Origin of the sequence: Sphingomonas sp. LHG3443-2 (assembly GCF_049896405.1) — a bacterium.
Classification (GTDB): domain Bacteria; phylum Pseudomonadota; class Alphaproteobacteria; order Sphingomonadales; family Sphingomonadaceae; genus Sphingomicrobium.
In genome coordinates this window covers 2,098,281-2,117,243 of the sequence record NZ_JAFCUG010000001.1, presented here as the reverse complement: position 1 = coordinate 2,117,243, position 18,963 = coordinate 2,098,281, and the positions used below count along the sequence as shown (strand labels likewise).

The 18,963-nt window shown below is 65.8% G+C and carries 21 protein-coding genes and 1 tRNA gene; 18 read left to right on the top strand and 4 right to left on the bottom strand.

The genetic code is table 11. The features are described from left to right. Nucleotides 1-34: 34 nt before the first annotated feature. From rpsI to ACP69Z_RS10590, 4 genes are all read right to left on the bottom strand, one after another. Complete coding sequence (rpsI, locus tag ACP69Z_RS10605) at nt 35-619, bottom strand: 30S ribosomal protein S9 (protein WP_426267452.1); 585 nt, start codon at nt 617-619, stop codon at nt 35-37. 1 nt (nt 620) lies between these two features. Further along, the gene (rplM, locus tag ACP69Z_RS10600; protein ID WP_314445134.1) at nt 621-1,100 is read right to left on the bottom strand and encodes a 50S ribosomal protein L13; all 480 of its coding nucleotides are present in this window, start codon (nt 1,098-1,100) and stop codon (nt 621-623) included. Nucleotides 1,101-1,222: 122 nt separating this feature from the next. Further along, the gene (cutA, locus tag ACP69Z_RS10595; protein ID WP_426267451.1) at nt 1,223-1,549 is read right to left on the bottom strand and encodes a divalent-cation tolerance protein CutA; all 327 of its coding nucleotides are present in this window, start codon (nt 1,547-1,549) and stop codon (nt 1,223-1,225) included. Then, complete coding sequence (locus tag ACP69Z_RS10590) at nt 1,546-2,619, bottom strand: COX15/CtaA family protein (protein WP_426267450.1); 1,074 nt, start codon at nt 2,617-2,619, stop codon at nt 1,546-1,548. Before ACP69Z_RS10590 ends, cutA begins: the two co-directional genes overlap by 4 nt. Nucleotides 2,620-2,746: 127 nt before the next feature. On the opposite strand from ACP69Z_RS10590, the gene ACP69Z_RS10585 reads away from it, so the two are divergent. From ACP69Z_RS10585 to ACP69Z_RS10500, 18 genes are all read left to right on the top strand, one after another. After that, nucleotides 2,747-3,136 carry a MerC domain-containing protein gene (locus ACP69Z_RS10585; protein WP_426267449.1) on the top strand — a complete coding sequence of 130 codons (390 nt, stop codon included), beginning with the start codon at nt 2,747-2,749 and terminating at the stop codon, nt 3,134-3,136. A gap of 88 nt (nt 3,137-3,224) precedes the next feature. Next, nucleotides 3,225-3,683, top strand: coding sequence for a Fur family transcriptional regulator (locus ACP69Z_RS10580; RefSeq protein ID WP_426267448.1), 459 nt, complete (start codon nt 3,225-3,227; stop codon nt 3,681-3,683). Between the two features lie 73 nt (nt 3,684-3,756). Then, nucleotides 3,757-5,685 (top strand): 1-deoxy-D-xylulose-5-phosphate synthase, encoded by a 1,929-nt coding sequence (gene dxs / locus ACP69Z_RS10575; protein WP_426267447.1) that lies wholly within the window; start codon nt 3,757-3,759, stop codon nt 5,683-5,685. 4 nt (nt 5,686-5,689) lie between these two features. Then, nucleotides 5,690-6,427 carry a TlyA family RNA methyltransferase gene (locus ACP69Z_RS10570; protein ID WP_426267446.1) on the top strand — a complete coding sequence of 246 codons (738 nt, stop codon included), beginning with the start codon at nt 5,690-5,692 and terminating at the stop codon, nt 6,425-6,427. Between the two features lie 3 nt (nt 6,428-6,430). Further along, nucleotides 6,431-6,988, top strand: a complete 558-nt coding sequence (locus ACP69Z_RS10565) for a TspO/MBR family protein (RefSeq protein WP_426267445.1) — start codon at nt 6,431-6,433, stop codon at nt 6,986-6,988. Nucleotides 6,989-6,992: 4 nt separating this feature from the next. After that, the gene (locus tag ACP69Z_RS10560; protein ID WP_426267444.1) at nt 6,993-7,310 is read left to right on the top strand and encodes an accessory factor UbiK family protein; all 318 of its coding nucleotides are present in this window, start codon (nt 6,993-6,995) and stop codon (nt 7,308-7,310) included. Nucleotides 7,311-7,312: 2 nt separating this feature from the next. Continuing rightward, nucleotides 7,313-7,828, top strand: a complete 516-nt coding sequence (locus tag ACP69Z_RS10555; protein WP_426267443.1) for a YbjN domain-containing protein — start codon at nt 7,313-7,315, stop codon at nt 7,826-7,828. A 139-nt stretch (nt 7,829-7,967) separates the two neighbouring features. After that, nucleotides 7,968-8,756, top strand: a complete 789-nt coding sequence (locus ACP69Z_RS10550) for a pyrroline-5-carboxylate reductase family protein (RefSeq protein ID WP_426267442.1) — start codon at nt 7,968-7,970, stop codon at nt 8,754-8,756. A gap of 32 nt (nt 8,757-8,788) precedes the next feature. Then, nucleotides 8,789-9,661: a branched-chain amino acid aminotransferase gene (locus ACP69Z_RS10545; protein ID WP_426267441.1), complete on the top strand. Its 873-nt coding sequence runs from the start codon at nt 8,789-8,791 to the stop codon at nt 9,659-9,661. A 57-nt stretch (nt 9,662-9,718) separates the two neighbouring features. Continuing rightward, nucleotides 9,719-11,311 carry an MFS transporter gene (locus tag ACP69Z_RS10540; protein WP_426267440.1) on the top strand — a complete coding sequence of 531 codons (1,593 nt, stop codon included), beginning with the start codon at nt 9,719-9,721 and terminating at the stop codon, nt 11,309-11,311. A gap of 57 nt (nt 11,312-11,368) precedes the next feature. Next, a tRNA-Gln gene (locus tag ACP69Z_RS10535) sits at nt 11,369-11,443 on the top strand. 207 nt (nt 11,444-11,650) lie between these two features. Then, nucleotides 11,651-12,919, top strand: coding sequence for an ATP-dependent Clp protease ATP-binding subunit ClpX (gene clpX / locus ACP69Z_RS10530; protein ID WP_426267439.1), 1,269 nt, complete (start codon nt 11,651-11,653; stop codon nt 12,917-12,919). Between the two features lie 172 nt (nt 12,920-13,091). After that, the gene (ffh, locus tag ACP69Z_RS10525; protein ID WP_426267438.1) at nt 13,092-14,549 is read left to right on the top strand and encodes a signal recognition particle protein; all 1,458 of its coding nucleotides are present in this window, start codon (nt 13,092-13,094) and stop codon (nt 14,547-14,549) included. 27 nt (nt 14,550-14,576) lie between these two features. Beyond that, a complete protein-coding gene (gene rpsP, locus ACP69Z_RS10520; RefSeq protein WP_426267437.1) occupies nt 14,577-15,101 on the top strand; it encodes a 30S ribosomal protein S16 in 525 nt (174 codons plus the stop codon). Nucleotides 15,102-15,158: 57 nt separating this feature from the next. Next, on the top strand, nt 15,159-15,641 hold the full coding sequence (rimM, locus tag ACP69Z_RS10515; protein ID WP_426267436.1) for a ribosome maturation factor RimM: 483 nt from the start codon (nt 15,159-15,161) through the stop codon (nt 15,639-15,641). Between the two features lie 76 nt (nt 15,642-15,717). Continuing rightward, nucleotides 15,718-18,066, top strand: coding sequence for a chemotaxis protein CheA (locus tag ACP69Z_RS10510; RefSeq protein WP_426267435.1), 2,349 nt, complete (start codon nt 15,718-15,720; stop codon nt 18,064-18,066). After that, nucleotides 18,067-18,510, top strand: a complete 444-nt coding sequence (locus ACP69Z_RS10505) for a chemotaxis protein CheW (protein WP_426267434.1) — start codon at nt 18,067-18,069, stop codon at nt 18,508-18,510. Between the two features lie 77 nt (nt 18,511-18,587). After that, a complete protein-coding gene (locus ACP69Z_RS10500; protein WP_168069189.1) occupies nt 18,588-18,953 on the top strand; it encodes a response regulator in 366 nt (121 codons plus the stop codon). Nucleotides 18,954-18,963 lie beyond the last annotated feature (10 nt).

The window sequence follows — 18,963 nt, the reverse complement described above, 5'->3', positions numbered from 1 at the left end:
AGCGCCTCTTCCGTTTGAGGTTGGAAAAAGAAGCTTAGCGCTTCGAGAACTGGAAGCTGCGGCGGGCCTTCGCCTTGCCGTACTTCTTACGCTCGACGACGCGCGGATCGCGGGTCAGGAAGCCGGCGCGCTTGACGGTGGTGCGAAGCACCGGCTCGTAGCGGGTCAGCGCCTGAGCGATGCCGTGCAGCACGGCGCCCGCCTGGCCCGACAGACCGCCGCCCTTGACGGTGGCGATGATGTCGTACTGGCCGGCGCGATCGGTGATGCCGAACGGCTGGTTGATGACAAGACGCAGCGTCGGACGCGCGAAATAGACTTCCTGGTCGCGGCCGTTGACCACGATCTTGCCCGAGCCCGGCTTCAGCCAGACGCGCGCAACGGCGTCCTTGCGGCGGCCGGTCGCATACGCACGGCCGAACTTGTCGAGCTGCTGCTCACGCAGCGGAGCGTCCGACACGGCGGGCACGAACGGAGCCGGCTCGTCGCTGGCAGCGGCTTCCGGAGCCGCACCGTTGGCGTCAGCACCGGTTTCGGCCGGAGCGGCGGCGGCTTCGGGAGCCGGGGCCGGCTGGCTGGTCAGGGCGCCGAGATCGGCGAGGGACTTCTTGTCGGCCATCTTATGCGCCCACCTTGTTCTTGCGGTTCATCGACGCGACGTCGAGCGTCTGCGGGTCCTGGCCGTTATGCGGGTGCTCGGTGCCGTTGTAGAGGTGCAGGGCACGCATCTGGTCACGGCCGAGCGGGCCACGCGGGATCATGCGCTCAACGGCCTTCTCGAGCACGCGCTCGGGGAAGCGGCCTTCCAGCACCTTGGCGGCAGTGACTTCCTTCAGGCCGCCGGCATAACCGGTGTGCTTGTAGTAGATCTTCTGCTGCGCCTTGCGGCCGGTGAAGCGGACCTTGTCGGCGTTGATCACGATGACATGGTCGCCGCAATCAACGTGCGGGGTGAAGCTCGGCTTGTGCTTGCCGCGCAGGATGTTGGCGATGATCGTGGCGACACGGCCGACGACCAGTCCTTCGGCATCGATCAGATGCCACTTCTTCTCGACCTCAGCCGGCTTGGCCGACTTGGTGGTCTTCAACAGCGCCTTCATGGCTCGTGAAACCCTTTTCAAACAGGAAAACGCCGCCCAGCCGGGCAGCGCTTGTGCCGGGCTAATCGCGGGAGGGGAGTGGAAAGTCAAGCAAAACAGCCGCTTTCACGGCGGGTAAAATGCTACCCTGCTGATTTCGCGACATTGTCGCCGACCCACGTCGCATAGCTTTCGAGTGCCCGCTCGACCGGGCAAACGGTGATCGCCGGCACGTCATAGCTGTGGAGTAGGGCGAGCCGCTCGACCAGCTGTTCGGCGGCGTCGGCAGTGGTCTTGAACAAGGCGGGTACCTCGCTCGCTTCCTCGATCCGGTCCTGCCAGCGATAGATGGAGCGGCAGGAACCAAGAATGTTGGCGCAGGCGGCGAGCTTTTCCTCGACCACCAGCCGCCCGATCCGCCGTGCCTCTGCTTCGTCGGCGAACACGCAATAGACTGTGACGATGCTCACCGGCCGTCAGCCGTGCTCGGTACCAGCGGCGCCGCTGCGCTCTCGGTCACTGAGCCCGGAGCCGCGAGCCGATGCACCGCCGCAACGAAGCTCGCCACCACCAGCACCGCCGTCGCTTGGTGCGTCACCGCGATATGCAGGTCGACACCCGACCACAGGGTCCAGATGCCGAGCAGGATCTGCGTCCCAATCGCCGAATGAAGCGCGATCGAATGCTTGCGGCTGACCCGCTTGAGCTTGCGCGCCAGCACCACTGCGAGGGCCAGCACCACAAACGCCCACCAGCGATGGATGAACTGCACGGTGACCGGATTGTCGACGAAGTTGCGGAAAAACGGCTCCAGCCACGGCGCGGCGGCAGGATAGAGCGAGTCGCCCATCAGCGGCCACGTGTTGAAGGCATAGCCTGCATCCAGCCCGGCGACATAAGCGCCGTACAACAGCTGTAGCGCCAGGGCGGCGAAGGTCCACAGCCCGAACGTCGGGATCTTGCGCGGCACCGCGCCGGGCGCGCGCAGGTCGAGCGCCGTCCAAAGCGCAAAACCGAAAATGAAAAGCGCTGTTAGAAGATGCACAGCCAGCCGGACGTGACTGACGTCGGTCCGCTCGGTCAGCCCGCTAGCCACCATCCACCAACCAATCGCGCCTTGCACGCAGACCAGCAGGAAGATGCTGCCCGTCCGCCAGCCATAGCCGCTGGGGATGGCCTTCCTGAACGCGAACCACGCCAGCGGCAGCAGCGCGGCAAGCCCGATCACCCGGCCAAGCTGGCGATGGGCCCATTCCCAGAAAAAGATGTTCTTGAACTCGTCGAGGCTCATGCCCCGGTTGATCTGCTGATATTCGGGAATGCGCTGGTAGAGCTCGAACTCACGTAGCCACTGCGCTTCGGTCAGCGGCGGGATGGCGCCTGTGATCGGCTTCCACTCGGTGATCGACAGCCCGCTTTCGGTCAGCCGGGTGATCCCGCCGACGACCACCATGACGAAGATGAGGCCACACAGGCTGAGCAGCCAGTTTGACACGGCCAGCGGCCGGGCCGTCGGGGAGCGAAGAACGTCAGCGGTCATGTGGCCGGGCATATGAGCGTGGTTGGAGAAGGGGGCAAGCGGACGAATTGTCCACCTTTCCGGTGCAACTTTTCATGGGGGAGACGTTGTAACCTCTACCATGTTGCACTATAACATCGACGCAACGATGAGTGACACGCACGCCTCGAACCCGCTGTGGGACCGGCTGGCCATCGGCCTGTCCGGGCTGTGCCTTGTCCACTGTCTTGCGACCACGGTGCTGCTTGCCTTTGTGTCGGCGTTCGGCGGCCTGCTTGGCTCGCACTGGATTCACGAGATCGGGCTGACCTTGGCGATGGCGCTCGGCGCCTTTGCGCTTGGCCGCGGCATCCTCGAACATGGCTTCGTGATGCCCAGTGCGGTCGGCGGCATGGGACTTGGCGTCATGGCCGGCTCGCTGACCTTGCCGCACGACGGCACCGAAGCGGTCGCCACCATGCTCGGCGTGCTGATCCTCGCGCTTGGTCACGACCTCAATCGCCGCGGCACCGCGCATCCCTTCGGGCGGCGCACCTAAGTCTTACGCTCGAGATGGGGCGCCTGTGGGCCGGTCGGGCCTGCCAGCTTCCCTTGTGAAACAGGGGCCGCAACGCCTATGTAAGCCCATGGCCAAGCACCATCACCACGATCACGGCGGCGAGGACCTGAAAAGCGCGGCCCGCGACCGGCTCACCACCAGCGGCGAACAATGGACCGGCATGCGCGAAGCCGTGTTCGACGCCCTCGCCGGGTTCGATCGCCCGGCCAGCGCCTATGACATCGCCGAAGCAGTCAGCAAGGCGCAGGAACGCCGGGTCGCCGCCAACAGCGTCTACCGCATCCTCGACCTGTTCGTCGGCGCCAACCTTGCGCGCCGGGTGGAAAGCGCCAACGCTTATGTCGCGAACAACCATCCCGAATGCCTCCACGACTGCATTTTCCTGATCTGCGATCACTGCGGCCAGGCCAAGCACATCGACGATGACAGCATTTCGCAAGGCGTCCGCAAAGCCGCGGAAAAAAGCGGTTTCGCGCCGACCCGCCCGGTGATCGAGGTCCGCGGCACCTGCGAGGATTGCGCGTAAAAGGTTCCGGGCAGGCGAGGGGGCGAAAGGCCTATTCGACTTCCCCCGCGCGCCGCTGTAGGGGAATTCGTCTATGAGTTCGCGCCCCGCCACCCCGCTCCTCGACACCATCCACCTGCCCGCCGACATCCGGGCCCTCGACAAGAGCCAGCTTCCCCAGCTCTGCGACGAGCTTCGACAGGAAGTGATCTCGGCCGTGTCGGTGACCGGCGGCCACCTCGGTGCCGGCCTCGGCGTGGTCGAGCTGACGGTCGCCATCCACTACGTCTTCGACACGCCCAATGACAAATTGGTCTGGGACGTCGGTCACCAATGCTATCCGCACAAGGTGGTGACCGGCCGCCGCGACCGCATCCGCACGCTGCGCATGGGCGGGGGGCTCTCGGGCTTCACCAAGCGCAGCGAAAGCGAATATGACCCGTTCGGCGCGGCGCACAGCTCGACCAGCATCTCGGCCGCGCTTGGCTTCGCCGTCGCCTCCAAGCTCGAGAATGCCAACCGCCGCGCCATTGCGGTGATCGGCGACGGCGCGGCCACCGCCGGCATGGCGTTCGAGGCGATGAACAATGCCGAAGCGGGCGGCAACCGCCTGATCGTCATCCTCAATGACAACGACATGTCGATCGCTCCGCCGGTCGGCAATCTCCGCAACGCCCTCGCGCGCCTGGTCTCCAGCAACAAGTACCTCAGCCCCCGCAAGCTTGCCGCGCGCCTCGCCGGCAAGCTCCCGAAGCCCATGCGCAACGCGGCCGAGCGCTTCGAGGAATATGCCCGCGGGATGATGACCGGCGGCACCCTGTTCGAGGAACTGGGCTTCTACTACGTCGGCCCGGTCGACGGCCACGATATCCTCAGCCTGGTCGAGATCCTCGAAAACGTCCGCGACAGCGACCACGGCCCGATGCTGATCCATGCCGTGACCCAGAAGGGCAAGGGCTACGCGCCCGCCGAAAACAGCGCCGACAAATATCATGGCGTGGTGAAGTTCGACGTCGTCACCGGCAAGCAGGACAAGGGCCCCGGCGGCGGCCCACCCGCTTATACCAAGGTGTTCGCGGACGCCCTCGTCGCCGAAGCGAACCGCGACGAGAAGATCGTCGCCATCACCGCCGCCATGCCGGGGGGCACCGGGCTCGACGTGTTCGAGAAAGCCCATCCGGACAAGATGTTCGACGTCGGCATCGCCGAGCAGCACGCGGTGACCTTCGCCGCGGGTCTTGCCGCCGAAGGCTTCCGCCCGTTCTGCGCCATTTATTCGACCTTCCTCCAGCGCGCCTACGACCAGGTCGTCCACGACGTCGCGATCCAGAACCTGCCGGTCCGCTTCGCGATGGACCGCGCCGGGCTGGTCGGGGCCGATGGCGCCACCCACGCCGGCTCGTTCGACCTCGCCTATCTCTGCACCTTGCCCAACTTCGTAGTGATGGCCGCGGCGGATGAGGTCGAGCTGACGCACATGGTCCACACCATGGCGAAGCACGACACCGGCCCCATCGCGGTCCGATACCCACGCGGAAACGGCCGCGGCCTCGCTATGCCGGCCGAGCCCCAGAGCCTAGAAATCGGCAAGGGCCGGGTGGTGCGCGAAGGCAAAACCGTCGCCATCCTCTCGCTCGGCACCCGCCTCGAGGAAGCCGAGAAAGCGGCCGAGCAGCTCGAAAGCATGGGCCTTAGCACCACCGTTGCCGACATGCGCTTTGCCAAGCCGCTCGACGAGGCGCTGATCCGCAAGCTCCTCACCACCCACGAAGTCGCGGTGACGATCGAGGAAGCGGCAGTCGGCGGCATGGGCGCCCACGTCCTCACCATGGCCAGCGATGAAGGCCTGATCGATGCCGGCCTCAAGCTCCGCACCATGCGCCTGCCCGACGCCTTCCAGGACCAGGACAATCCGACCAAGCAATATGACGAAGCGGGCCTCAACGCCCCGCACATCGTCGACACCGTCCTGAAAGCGCTCCGCCGCAACAGCGTCGGCGTGGAGAATGGGGCGCGGGCCTAACCCCTTGGCCAAGCAGCGCGTCGACCAGGCGCTTGTCGACCGCGGCCTCGCCGAAAGCCGAAGCCGAGCGCAGGCGCTGATCATGGCCGGCCTAGTCTTCGCCGGCGAACGCAAGATCGCCAAGGCCGGCGACACCATCGCGCCCGACGCCCCGCTCGACGTTCGCGGCAAGGACCACCCGTGGGTCAGCCGCGGCGGCCTGAAGCTGGTTGGCGGGCTCGACCATTTCGGCATCGACCCTGCCGGCTTCACCTGTCTCGATGTCGGCTCTTCCACCGGCGGCTTCACCGACGTCCTGCTCTCGCGCGGCGCGGCGAAGGTCTATGCCGTCGATGTCGGCACCAACCAGCTCGCCTGGAAGCTGCGCCAGGACCCCCGCGTGGTGGTGCTCGAACAAACCAACGCCCGCCACCTGACGCCAGAACATATCCCCGAGCCGATCGACCTCCTCGTCTGCGACGCGAGCTTCATCGCGCTTCACAAGGTTCTCGACAAAGCCATTGATTTCGTGAAGCCTTTCGGCCGCGCACTGCTGCTCGTCAAACCTCAGTTCGAAGCGGGGCGCGGCGAAGTCGGCAAGGGCGGCGTAGTCCGCGACGAGGCCGTCCATGCCCGCGTCGTCGGGCAAGTGGAACAATGGATCGCTTCGCGGGGCTGGAGGGTTCTGGGAACGACGCGTAGCCCGATCACGGGGCCGGAAGGCAATGTCGAGTTCCTGCTCGCAGCCTGCAAGGAGAGCTGAACCATGGCCACCATGGCCGAAAATTTCGATCGCCGCAACGGACCGCCGCGCCGGTCCTGGTGGAAGATCGCCCTCATCACCGCGCCGGTGCTGGTGGCCGTGGGATCGGCGATCGGCTACCTTTCCAACAGCGGTTTCTCGAACGGCTGGTATGTGCCGCTGGAAAAGCCGAGCTTCCAACCGCCGGGCTGGGCCTTCGGCATGGCCTGGACCACGCTTTACACCTTCATGGGGATCGCCCTTGCGCTGATCCTCGCGCGCCCGGCCTCGCGGCAGCGTAGCCTTGCCCTCACGCTGTTCTTCGCGCAGCTGCTGCTCAACTGGGCCTGGTCGCCGACCTTCTTCGGCGCCGGTTACATCGACTGGGCGTTCCTGCTGATCATGGGCATGAACGTGCTGGTCACCGCCACGATTATCGCTTTCTGGCCACTGAACAGGGTGGCGGCTCTGCTGCTTGTGCCCTATCTGCCGTGGCTGTGCCTTGCCACCGCGCTCAACTTCGAGACGGGCAAGCTCAATGCTGGCGCCGACCGTGCGCCGCTCGGGATTACTGGGGGTTAAGCTTATGCAATCGCAGAACCGCTTCTTCGAAGACTTCGTGAAGATCATGAACGGCGCCGCCGGAACCGTGGCGGGCATGACCCGCGAGGCGCAGGACGGCATGCGTGAGCGGGCCAAGGAATGGGTCGCCGGCATGGACTTCGTTTCGCGCGACGAGTTCGAGGCGGTGAAGCAGATGGCTGCCACCGCCCGTGAGGAAGTCGAGACTCTCAAGGCCGAGATTGCGGCGCTGAAGGGCGGCAAGTTCGGCCGCAAGACGCCCGACGGCGACACCAAGGCTCCGCCTGCCGGCACCACCGGCATCGAGACGCCTGAGGAGTGAGCTTGTCCGCTCGCGACGACGACAATGCCGGTGAGGAGCGCGACGACGGCGCCCCGATCGAGGTGCTCGAAGCCTATTTCGAGGCGCGCGGATGGGCCAATGAGCGCACCGGCGACGGCGAGATCGTCGCCTCCGCGCCCGGCAGCTGGGCGCAATATGAGCTTCGCGGCGTCTGGCGTCCCGAGGACAGCGTCCTCCAGTTCCTGGCATTCCCCGACGTCAAGGTTTCGTCCGACAAGCGCGCTGCCATGTACGAGACGCTGGGCCTGGTGAACGAGCAGCTCTGGCTTGGCCATTTCGAGCTGTGGTCGTCGAGCGGCCTGATCGTGTTCCGCTACGCGGCGCTGGTCGATGGCGGCGACGATGGCCTGAGCTTCGAGCAGGCGGAATCCTTGAGCGAAGCCGCGCTGGAAGAATGCGAGCGCTTCTATCCGGTGTTCCAGTTCGTGCTGTGGGGCGGCAAGAGTCCGACCGAAGCGATCCAGGCTGCGCTGATCGAGACTGCGGGCGAGGCGTGAAGCTGCTTGCAATGTAGGAATTCGCGTGGCTCGGCTTCAGCTCCCCCCGTTGGAAGCGCCGACTCGCAAAAGGGCGGAAAAGCAATGATTCCACCGTGCCGCCCTATGTGAACTTCGAGAACTTCGGCTGGGGACGGCAATGACCAACACGCTTTTCATCGGCTGCGGCAACATGGGTTCGGCGATGGTCGCCGGCTGGCTGATGGCCGGCGAAGACCCCGGCAGCTTCACTGCCGTCCGCCCCAGCGGCACCCCGGTCCCCGGCATCCGCACCGTCCGAACGGTGGGCGAGGCAGGCCTCGTCCCGGACCGCATCGTCCTCGGCTTCAAGCCCCAACAACTCCGCGCCCTGGCCCCTGAAGTCGCCCAATGGGTCACCTCGCGCACCACGGTGATCTCCATCCTCGCCGGTGCCGACATGGCCACCCTGCAAGGCCATTTCCCTCGCGCCCGCGCCGTCGTCCGGGTCATGCCCAACCTCCCCGTCGCTGTCCGCCGCGGCGTCTTGCCGCTTCTCTGCTCCGACCCGTCGCTCCAGTCCGAGCTTCAGCCCTGGTTCTCGATGCTCGGCTTCGCTCCGTGGTGCGCCAGTGAGGAAGAGTTCGGCGCCATCGGCTTCGTCGCCGGCTCGACCCCCGCCTACACCGCGCGCTTCATCGCCGCCTTCGCCGCCGCGGGTGAGGGCAGGGGGCTCGACCCCGGTCTCGCGCTCACCGCCGCGCGCGAGGCGGTGCTCGGTTCGGCCTGGCTGGCGGCGTCCAGCGGCGAGAGCATGGCTGACCTCGCCCGGAGGGTAACGAGCCCCAACGGCACCACCGAGGCGGGCCTCAAGATACTCGACGCGCACCTGCCCCGGCTTATCGACGACACCCTTGCGGCCGCCACCGCGCGGTCCGCTGAACTTGCGGCAGAGACGCGCGGCTCCTAAGCCGCGCTCAAGTTTCTGAAGGGAAAGATAACGTGAGCTTCGACGACCGCGACGGCTGGATCTGGTTCGATGGCAAGCTGGTGCCGTGGCGCGAGGCCAACGTCCACGTCCTGACCCATGCGCTCCACTACGCCTCCAGCGTGTTCGAAGGCCAGCGTGCTTACGGCGGCAAGATCTTTCGCCTGTCCGACCACAGCGCGCGCCTTCGCCGGTCGGCCGAACTGATCGGCTTCGAATTGCCGTGGAGCGTCGCCGAGATCGATGCCGCCTGCGAGGAAGTGCTCAAGGCCAACAACCTCACCGACGCCTACATGCGCCCGGTCGCCTGGCGCGGGTCGGAGAGCATGGGCGTCAATCCGATCGGGACCAAGCCGCACCTCGCGATCGCCGCCTGGAATTGGGGCAAATACTACCCGCCCGAAAAGGCCGCAAAGGGCATTCGCCTCGACCTCGCCGAATGGCGCCGTCCCGCGCCCTACACCGCGCCGACGCAGAGCAAGGCGTCGGGCCTCTACATGATCGCCAGCATGTCCAAGGCCCGCGCCGACGCGCGCGGCTTCGACGACGCGCTGATGATGGACTGGCGGGGCCAGGTGGCCGAGGCGACCGGCGCCAACGCCTTCTTCATCCGTGACGGCGTGATCCATACGCCGACGCCCGACTGTTTCCTCAATGGCCTCACCCGCCAGACGCTGATCGACCTCGCCCAGCGCCGCGGGATCGAGGTGCAGGAGCGGGCGATCTGGCCGGAAGAACTGGAGAGCTTCGAAAGCTTCTTTCTCACCGGCTCGGCCGCCGAAGTGACCTTTGTCCAGTCAGCGGGTCCGTGGCGGTTCGAGATTGGCGCGCTCCAGCAGCAGCTCGCCAAGGATTACGACGACTTGGTGAACGGCCGCCTCGGCTGACCCGCTTGCCCTCTCTTTGCGCCTTGCTAGAACCGCAGGCGAGGGGGAGTTTTCGTTATGGCGAGTGCCGCAGGCTCAGCGGATGAGTATGTCGTAGACCCGAAGCGCGACCGGCTGGTGATCACCGCCAGCGCGCTCGGTACCGTTTTCGAATGGTATGATTTCTTCGTCTACGGCATTCTCGCGGCCTTGCTCGGCCGCCTGTTCTTCCCCGCCGACAACCCCACCGCGGCGACCCTTGCCAGCCTCGCCGCCTTCGGTGCCGGCTTCGGGGTCCGGCCATTGGGCGCGCTGCTGTTCGGCTGGTTCGGCGATCGCGTCGGCCGCAAATACACCTTTCTCATCACCATCAGCCTGATGGGCGGCGCCACCGCCGCCATCGGTTTCCTCCCCACCTACGCGAGCGCCGGCCTCCTCGCTCCCGCGCTTCTCGTCGGCCTTCGTCTGCTTCAAGGTCTGGCACTCGGCGGCGAATATGGCGGCGCGGCGATCTACGTCGCCGAGCATGCCCCACCGGGCAAGCGCGGCCAATATACCAGCTGGATCCAGGTCAGCGTGGTCGGGGGCTTCCTCCTCAGCCTCGTCATGGTGCTCGCCTGCCGCGCGGCGCTAACGCCCGAGGAGTTCGACGCCTGGGGCTGGCGGATCCCCTTCCTGTCCAGCCTCGTGATGCTCGCCATCTCGCTCTACATCCGGATGAAGTTGAACGAGAGCCCCGTGTTCAAGGCAATGAAGGAAGCCGGCACCACTAGCCGCAATCCCTTCAAGGACAGCCTCACCTATCCCGGCAACATCAAGCGGGTGCTGGTCGCCCTGTTCGGCGTCGCCGCGGGTCTGACGGTGATCTATTATACCAGCCAATTCGGCACGCTCTACTTCCTGCAGGGCACCGCCCGCGTCGGTGAGACCGAAGCACTGCTCTACATGGCCGCCGGCGCCTCGCTCGCCGCGCCGCTGTACGTCGGCTTCGGGGCCCTGTCGGACCGGGTTGGGCGCAAGAAGATCCTGCTGATCGGTTATGGCCTGACGCTGGTGCTGCTGTTTCCGCTGTTCCACCTGATGGCGAACGGCGCCAACCCGGCGCTCGCCCGGGCGGCCGAGGCCAATCCGGTGACGCTGGAACTGCCGGCGAACTGCGACTTCAATGTCTTCGCGTCCAAGCACAAGACGCCCTGCGCGCAAGCCTTAAACTACCTTTCCAAGCGTGGTGTGAGCTACACCAAGGCAGAAACCGGTGCGGTCGCGCTGCGGGTGGGCGAGCAGCGGATCGAAGGCTTCGATCAGGCTACCTACACCAGCACGCTTGCCGCCGCCGGCTATCCTGACAAGGCCGACCCGGCCGAGAAACGCCCGTGGATGATCATCCTCGCCGTCGCCGTGATGGTGGCGCTGTCGGCCATGACCTACGGGCAGGTCGCCGCGATCCTGGTCGAGATGTTCCCGGCGCGTATCCGCTACACCTCGATGAGCGTGCCTTATCACATCGGGTCGGGCTATTTCGGCGGATTTCTGCCGTTGATCAGCCAGTACATCGTGGTCCGTACGGGCGATGCCTACGCCGGCCTCTGGTACACCATCGCGGTGGTGGCGATGGCGTTCATGGTAAGCGCCATCTGGCTCCCCGAGACCCACAAGAAGCCGCTTGATTGATCACGCCACGCGGAGGCTTCCCGAGCGGTTTTCATCCGCTATAAGCCCCCCGCGCACTGGGGCGTCGCCAAGCGGTAAGGCACCGGTTTTTGGTACCGGCATGCGCAGGTTCGAATCCTGCCGCCCCAGCCAGCAGCGTGCAAATCGGCTCAAGCTGCTGGCAGGTAAGCGCTTCCTTCACGCCAGCCCTTGCCGGACCGTGGCACGGAAGCCATATCCTCTCCACATCCTCACCTGAGCCACGCAACGCGTTAAGCCTTCTGAGAGTTTGTATCCGGCAAACAAGCGGGCTAGGCTGCCCGTCCGGGCGCTACGGCGTCTGGCGACACAAGGACGATTATGACCAAGCTTTCCGGTGGCGACGGCAAGAGCACGCTCTACTGCAGCTTCTGCGGCAAATCGCAGCATGAAGTGCGCAAGCTCATCGCCGGGCCGACCGTCTTCATCTGCGACGAATGCGTCGAGCTGTGCAACGACATCATCCGCGAGGAATCCAAGTCCGCGCTGGTGAAGACCCGCGACGGCGTCCCAACGCCGGCGGAGATCTGCAAGGTGCTCGACGACTATGTGATCGGACAGAGCCGCGCCAAGCGCGTCCTCTCGGTCGCCGTCCACAACCATTACAAGCGGCTCAACCACGGCGCCAAGAGCGGCACCGAGGTCGAGCTCGCCAAATCGAACATCCTGCTGATCGGCCCGACCGGCTGCGGCAAGACCCTGCTTGCGCAGACGCTGGCCCGCATCCTCGACGTGCCCTTCACCATGGCCGACGCGACCACGCTGACCGAAGCGGGGTACGTCGGTGAGGACGTCGAGAACATCATCCTCAAGCTGCTTCAGGCGTCCGACTACAATGTCGAAAAGGCGCAGCGCGGGATCGTCTATATCGACGAAATCGACAAGATCAGCCGCAAGTCGGACAATCCCTCGATTACCCGCGATGTGTCGGGTGAGGGCGTCCAGCAGGCGCTGCTGAAGCTAATGGAAGGCACCACCGCCTCCGTTCCGCCGCAGGGAGGCCGCAAGCATCCGCAGCAGGAGTTCCTGCAGGTCGACACGACCAACATCCTGTTCATCTGCGGCGGCGCGTTCGCGGGTCTCGAGAAGATCATCGGCGACCGTCTGCAGGGCAAGTCGATCGGCTTCGGCGCGCATGTTGCTGGTCCGGACGAGCGCAAGACCGGCCAGGTGCTCAAGCACACTGAGCCCGAGGATCTGATGAAGTTCGGCCTTATCCCCGAATTCATCGGCCGTATGCCGGTCATCGCCACGCTCGAGGATCTCGACGAGGCGGCCTTGGTCAAGATCCTGGTCGAACCGAAGAACGCGCTGGTCAAGCAATATGCCAAGCTGTTCGACATGGAAGAAGTCGATCTCGTCTTCTCCGACGACGCGCTGAATGCGGTCGCCCGCAAGGCGATCGAACGCAAGACTGGCGCGCGCGGCCTTCGTTCGATCCTCGAGGCGATCCTGCTCGACACGATGTTCGACCTTCCCGGCATGGACGGCGTCGAGAAGGTTCACGTGGACAAAGACGTGGTCGCCGGCAGCAAGGAACCGGTCCGCGTTTACGCCAACCGCGACAAGGCGGACGACGCCGCGGCCTGATCGTTCAGGAGGCAGGGCAGGGGTGCTGGTTGCACTTCTGCCCGCCTTCGGCTAAGCGCCCCATCGTCCCAGTGACACACATCGATGAGCGCCTTTCGGGGTACGCTGGCCGGCGAGGTTTCGCCCGCCGGCGTTTTGCCGCTTTGCGCCTTTCGATACCGGAGTTGAGTTGATGTTCGAGACCCTGAGCGACCGCCTTGGCGGCGTGTTCGACAAGCTTCGCGGCCGCGGCGCCCTCACCGAGGACGACGTGCGCGGCGCCATGCGCGACGTGCGGGTCGCCCTGCTCGAAGCCGACGTTGCGCTGCCGGTCGCCCGCGATTTCGTCGAGACGATCACCACCCGTGCTGTGGGCCAAGAAGTGCTGCGCTCCGTCACGCCGGGGCAGCAGGTCGTCAAGATCGTCAACGACGCCCTGGTCGAGATGCTTGGCGCGGACAGCAGCGAGCTCGAGCTCGCCGTTGCGCCACCCGCCATCATCATGATGGTCGGACTCCAGGGCTCGGGTAAGACCACCTCGACCGCCAAGCTCGCCAAGCGTCTTGCGACCAAGGATCGCAAGAAGGTGCTGATGGCCTCGCTCGACGTTGCCCGTCCGGCGGCGCAGGAGCAGTTGGCAGTGCTCGGTCGCCAGGCGAGTGTCGACACGCTGCCGATCGTTCCTGGCCAGCCCCCGGTCGAGATCGCCCGCCGAGCGGTGCAATCGGCCAAACTGCAGGGCTATGATGTCCTGCTGCTCGACACTGCTGGCCGTCTCCACGTCGATGATGCCCTGATGGGTGAGATGAAGGCGGTGGCCGAGGTCAGCCGTCCGGCCGAGACCCTGCTGGTGGTCGACAGCCTGACCGGCCAGGACGCGGTCAATGTCGCCAAGGGCTTCTCCGACCAGATTGCGCTGACCGGCGTCATCCTGACCCGGATGGACGGCGATGCCCGCGGCGGCGCGGCCCTGTCGATGCGCGCGGTCACCGGCAAGCCGATCAAGTTCGCCGGCACGGGCGAAGGCCTCGACGCGATCGAGCCGTTCCATCCCAGCCGCGTGGCCGGTCGTATCCTCGGCATGGGCGACGTCGTCAGCCTGGTCGAGCGCGCCGCGGAAACCATCAAGGTCGAGGAAGCCGAGAAGCTCGCGGCCAAGATGGCCAAGGGCAAGTTCGACCTCGACGACCTGCGCATGCAACTGCAGCAGATGCAGCGGATGGGCGGCCTTGGTGCGCTTGCCGGCATGATGCCCGGCATGAAGGGCATGAAGGGCGCGATGGAAAAGGCGCAGGACACCAAGGCGCTGGTCCACTTGGAAGCCATGCTGTCCTCGATGACTGCGACCGAGCGGGCCAAGCCCGCGCTGATCAACGCCAAGCGCAAGATCCGCATCGCCAAGGGCAGCGGCCGCACCGTTCAGGAGGTGAACAAGCTCCTGAAGATGCACCAGGAAATGGAAGGCGCGATGAAGCGCCTCAAGAAGATGGGTGGCCTCGGCAAGCTTGCCGCGCTGTTCGGCAAGGGCGGCATGGAAGGCGCCATGGGCGGACTTCTGCCGGGTGCTGGAGCGCCTGGTCTGCCCGGTCTTCCCGGCGGTTCCAGCCCGTTCGGGCTGCCGCCCGGCGGTAATAATTTCGGTAAGAAGTAACAAAGACTTGAGAGAAGGAATGAACAAATGGCAGTAGCAATTCGCCTGGCTCGTGGCGGCTCCAAGAAGCGTCCCTATTACCGTGTCGTCGTGGCTGACAGCCGCAACGCGCGCGATGGCCGCTTCATCGAGAAGGTCGGCACCTACAACCCGCTGCTGGCGAAGGATTCGCCTGAGCGCGTCAAGCTGGACGCGGACCGCATCTCGCATTGGCTGAGCGTCGGCGCACAGCCGAGCGACCGCGTTGCGCGCTTCCTCGACGCCGCCGGCCTCAAGGAGCGCGCGGCGCGCAACAACCCGAACAAGGGTAAGCCGGGCGAAAAGGCCACTGAACGCGCTGAAGAGCGTGCTACCAAGGCCGCTGAGGCAGCCGAAGCCGCTGCCGCCGCCGCTGCTACGCCGGCCGAAGAGCCTGCCGCCGAGGAGGCTCCGGCCGCCGACGCCCCGGCTGCTGACGCCCCGGCCGAAGAGGTCAGCGCCCCGACCCAGCCTGAGCCGGCCGAAGGTTCGGACGACGCCGCTCCGGCCGAAGGCGCCGAGAAGGCCGAGTAAGCGCTTTGTGTCGGCTTCGTCCCGGTCAGTCCGGGGCGGAGCCGACCAGCTTCTCCTATGACCGCACGTATCACCCTCGCTGCCATCGCCGGTGCCCATGGCGTCCGCGGCGAGGTGCGCCTCAAACTGTTCGCCGACGGGATCGACGCGCTCAAGGCGCATGACATCGTATTGGTCAACGGTGCGCCACGCCGCCTCCTCCAGGCTGGCGGCACCCCGAAGAGCCCGATCGCCCGGTTGGAGGGCGTCAACGATCGCTCCGCCGCCGAAAGCTTGCGCGGCACGCTGATCGAGGTCGAGCGTGACGCCTTGCCGCCACTTGAGGAGGGTGAGTATTACCATTCCGATCTGCTCGGCCTTGCCTGCGTCGACCGGGAGGGCAGCGCGATTGGCACGGTCGCGGCGGTCGAGAATTTCGGGGCAGGGGACCTTCTCGAAATTGCCCTGGCGAGCGGCAAGAAGTCGCTGATCCCCTACAGGCCCGGCATCGCCGATCTCGAAGACGGGCGCATCGTCCTGGATCCCGCGTTCCTCGCCTGATCGCTTGCCGCCACTAACGGCCTTTTAACTCTCGCCCGCTAACCCGGCTTTTCGTCAGCAGACGCGAAGTGGGGCCATGGACGACCTGATTGCCGATTTCGTCTCCGAATGCCGGGACATGCTGGAAAGCCTCGGCGGAGAGATCGTCGCCTGGGAGGCCGCGCCGCAGGATCGCGCCCGGCTCGACAGCATCTTCCGCTTTGTTCACACGGTGAAGGGCAATTGCGGTTTCTTCGACTTCCCGCGCCTTGAGGCGCTGAGCCACGCAGCAGAAGACGCGCTTGCCGACGTCCGCGCCGGCCGCCGCCAGCCCGACCCGTCGCTGGTCAGCGCCGTTCTCGCCATCATCGATCGCATCGGCGAGATGGTCGAAGTAATCGCCGCCGGCTCACCGCTTCCAAGTGGCAGCGACGACGACCTGATCGAAGCGCTGAAGCCAGGCGCCGAACAGACAACTCCAGCTGCGCCGGTCTCCGCCGTCGCCTCGGTTCCGCAGGGACAGGCGGCTCCGCGCACCATTCGCCTCTCGGTCGATCTCCTCGATCGCATGATGAGCGGCGTCTCGGACCTCGTGCTTGCCCGCAACGAGCTCGCCCGGCGCCTTCGCGACAGCAGCGCCGATGTGGCCGTCGACAGTGCCTTCGAGCGGATGAGTGGCATCATTGCCGAGATGCGCGACGCCATCACCCGCACTCGAATGCAGCGCATCGAGAGCCTGTTCGTCGGCTTGCCACGCATGGTCCGCGACCTTTCGTCCGAGCTGGGCCGGCAGGTGCTGGTCGATATCGATGGCGGCGACGTCGAGCTTGATCGCGAGATGATCGAGATGATCCGCGATCCTCTGACCCATATCGTCCGCAATGCGGTGGACCACGGCATCGAACCGCCAGCGGAGCGCCTCAAGGCGGGCAAGCGCGAAATCGGCTTGCTCAGCGTCTCCGCGCGTCAATCGGGCAACCAGATCCTGATCGACATCGTCGATGACGGCTGCGGCATCAATGGCCAGCGCCTTATCGACAAGGCGGTTGCAGCCGGCATTCTCGACAAGATCGAGGCAGCACGACTGTCGCCCAAGGAACAGCTTCAGCTGATCTTCGAGGCGGGTCTGTCGACCGCCCAGGCGGTGACCAGCATCTCGGGCCGCGGCGTCGGCATGGATGTGGTGCGCTCCAACGTCGAGCGCATCGGCGGCGTGGTCGAAGTGGATTCAAAGGCCGGGCAGGGGACGCGCATGACACTGCGCGTGCCGTTGACGCTGACCATCATCCCGGCGCTGACCGTTTCCATTGGAGCCCAGCATTTCGCCATTCCGCGGGTTGCTATCGAAGAGATCGTGCGGGCGAGCGGGGACAGCGTGCAGTTGTCGGAGGTCGGCGGTGCCGGCCTCGTCACCATCCGCGGGCGCCGCGTGCCGCAGATCGTGCTCGCCGACCTGCTTGGCCTTGGCAGCCCGCTGCCCAACAACGATCGCACGCTGATTGTGCTCAAACCCGCTGGCGGCGACGTTTATGCCTTGGCGGTCGACCGGGTTCACGATCATGAAGAATTGGTGGTGAAGCCTGCCGCGCCCGCAGTCATGGCGACCGGCCTATACGCCGGCACCACCTTGGCCGACGATGGCTCGCCGATCCTGCTGTTTGATCCTGCCGGGCTGGCGCGCGTCGGAGGGGTCCGCTTCGAAGCGCAGGAACGCAGCGTTCGCCTGCTGGAAGACGCAGCGGCTGCGGCAATCACCGAAGAAGCCACTCCCGTGCTGCTGTTCCGGGATTGCACCGGCGCTCGCCGGGCGATCCGGCTCGGCGTTGTTGATCGGATCGAGGAAGTCGCGGGTGGCGCCGTGTCGCTTGCTGCCGGCCGCGTCCGGGTTCAGCTTGGCGAGGACATCCTGCCGCTCGAAGGCCTCACGTCGCTTCCCGATGCCGGAACCAAGATCCGCCTGTTCCGCCTCAGCGATGGCGAGACGCAGCTCGGCCTTGCGTTCCAAGAGGTTATCGATCTCGACGCGATCGCCGACCACATCATTCCGGCGGACGCCCCAGGCCTGGTGGAAGGCGTGACCCTTGTTGCCGGAGAACCAGCCGAACTGATCGACGCGCACTGGCTGTTCGCTGGCGCGGCGAACGCTGGCAGCAACGCTTCAGCAGGAGCGCCGATTTGCCGACTTGATCTGCAAGACCCCTGGGTCCGCAACATGCTTCGTCCGATTGTCGAAGCTGCTGGCTACGCGGTCGTGCCCGCCGACGCCGAGACCGAAGCGGACCTGGCGATCGCCTGGGCTGGGACGTCGGCTGCGACGCAAGCACGCCGGACGCTGTTCCTCAGCCCGGATGCCGAGGGCGCCGCCAACGAGAACCATGTTTACCGCTACGATCGCGCCGGCCTGATGCTGGCCCTGCGCGACGCGGCAGCCGCAAAGGGACGCTGAATGAACGAGTTGCTGCTGGTTGTTCGGATTGCCGGACAACGCGTCGCCCTTCCCGCCGCCCGGATCGAGAGCGTTGTCGAGCTCGATACCTTGATCCCGGTGCCGCGCGCCGCCGCGCACGTCGCCGGCCTGTCGGCGCTGCGCAGCCGGGTGCTCACGGTCATCTGCTGCCGCCGCTCGCTTGGGCTTGCCGCTCCCGATCTCAGCGACGGCGTGCTCGAAGCCGCGGTGACGGAAGTGGACGGCCATCATTACGCGCTGATTGTCGACGGGGTCGAAGACGTGCTCGAAGCCGCTGGCGATCCAACTCCGGTCAGGGCCGCGATGGGCGAGGGGTGGGAACGCGTCTCGTCCGGTATGGTCGAGAGCGAGGAAGGCGCCCTGTTGTTGATGGACGTCGAAGGGCTGATCGCCGGCCCCGACGCAGCCCGCCAGGCGGCGTGACAGCCCTTTCTTAACGCTTCGCCCCTTAGAACCCAATCAACACCTCAGTCAGGACCCCAGGAACGGTGCTCAGCCCCATGAAGACCTGCCTTATCGTCGACGATTCGAAGGTGATCCGGAAGGTCGCCCGCCACATCCTCGAGACGCTCGAATTCAGCGTCGAGGAGGCCGGCGACGGCCGCGAGGCGCTGGAGCGCTGCGAAGCGTCGATGCCCGATGTCGTCCTGCTCGACTGGAACATGCCGGTGATGAGCGGGATGGAGTTCCTGAAGCTCCTGCGCCAGCGTGGCCACGAGGATCAGCCCAAGGTCGTCTTCTGCACCACCGAGAACGACATGGCGCACATCCGCGCCGCGCTCGAAGCCGGTGCCGACGAATATGTGATGAAGCCGTTCGACCGCGAAACGCTGCACATCAAGCTTCAGCTCGTCGGCGTCGCCTGAGGTCCTGACC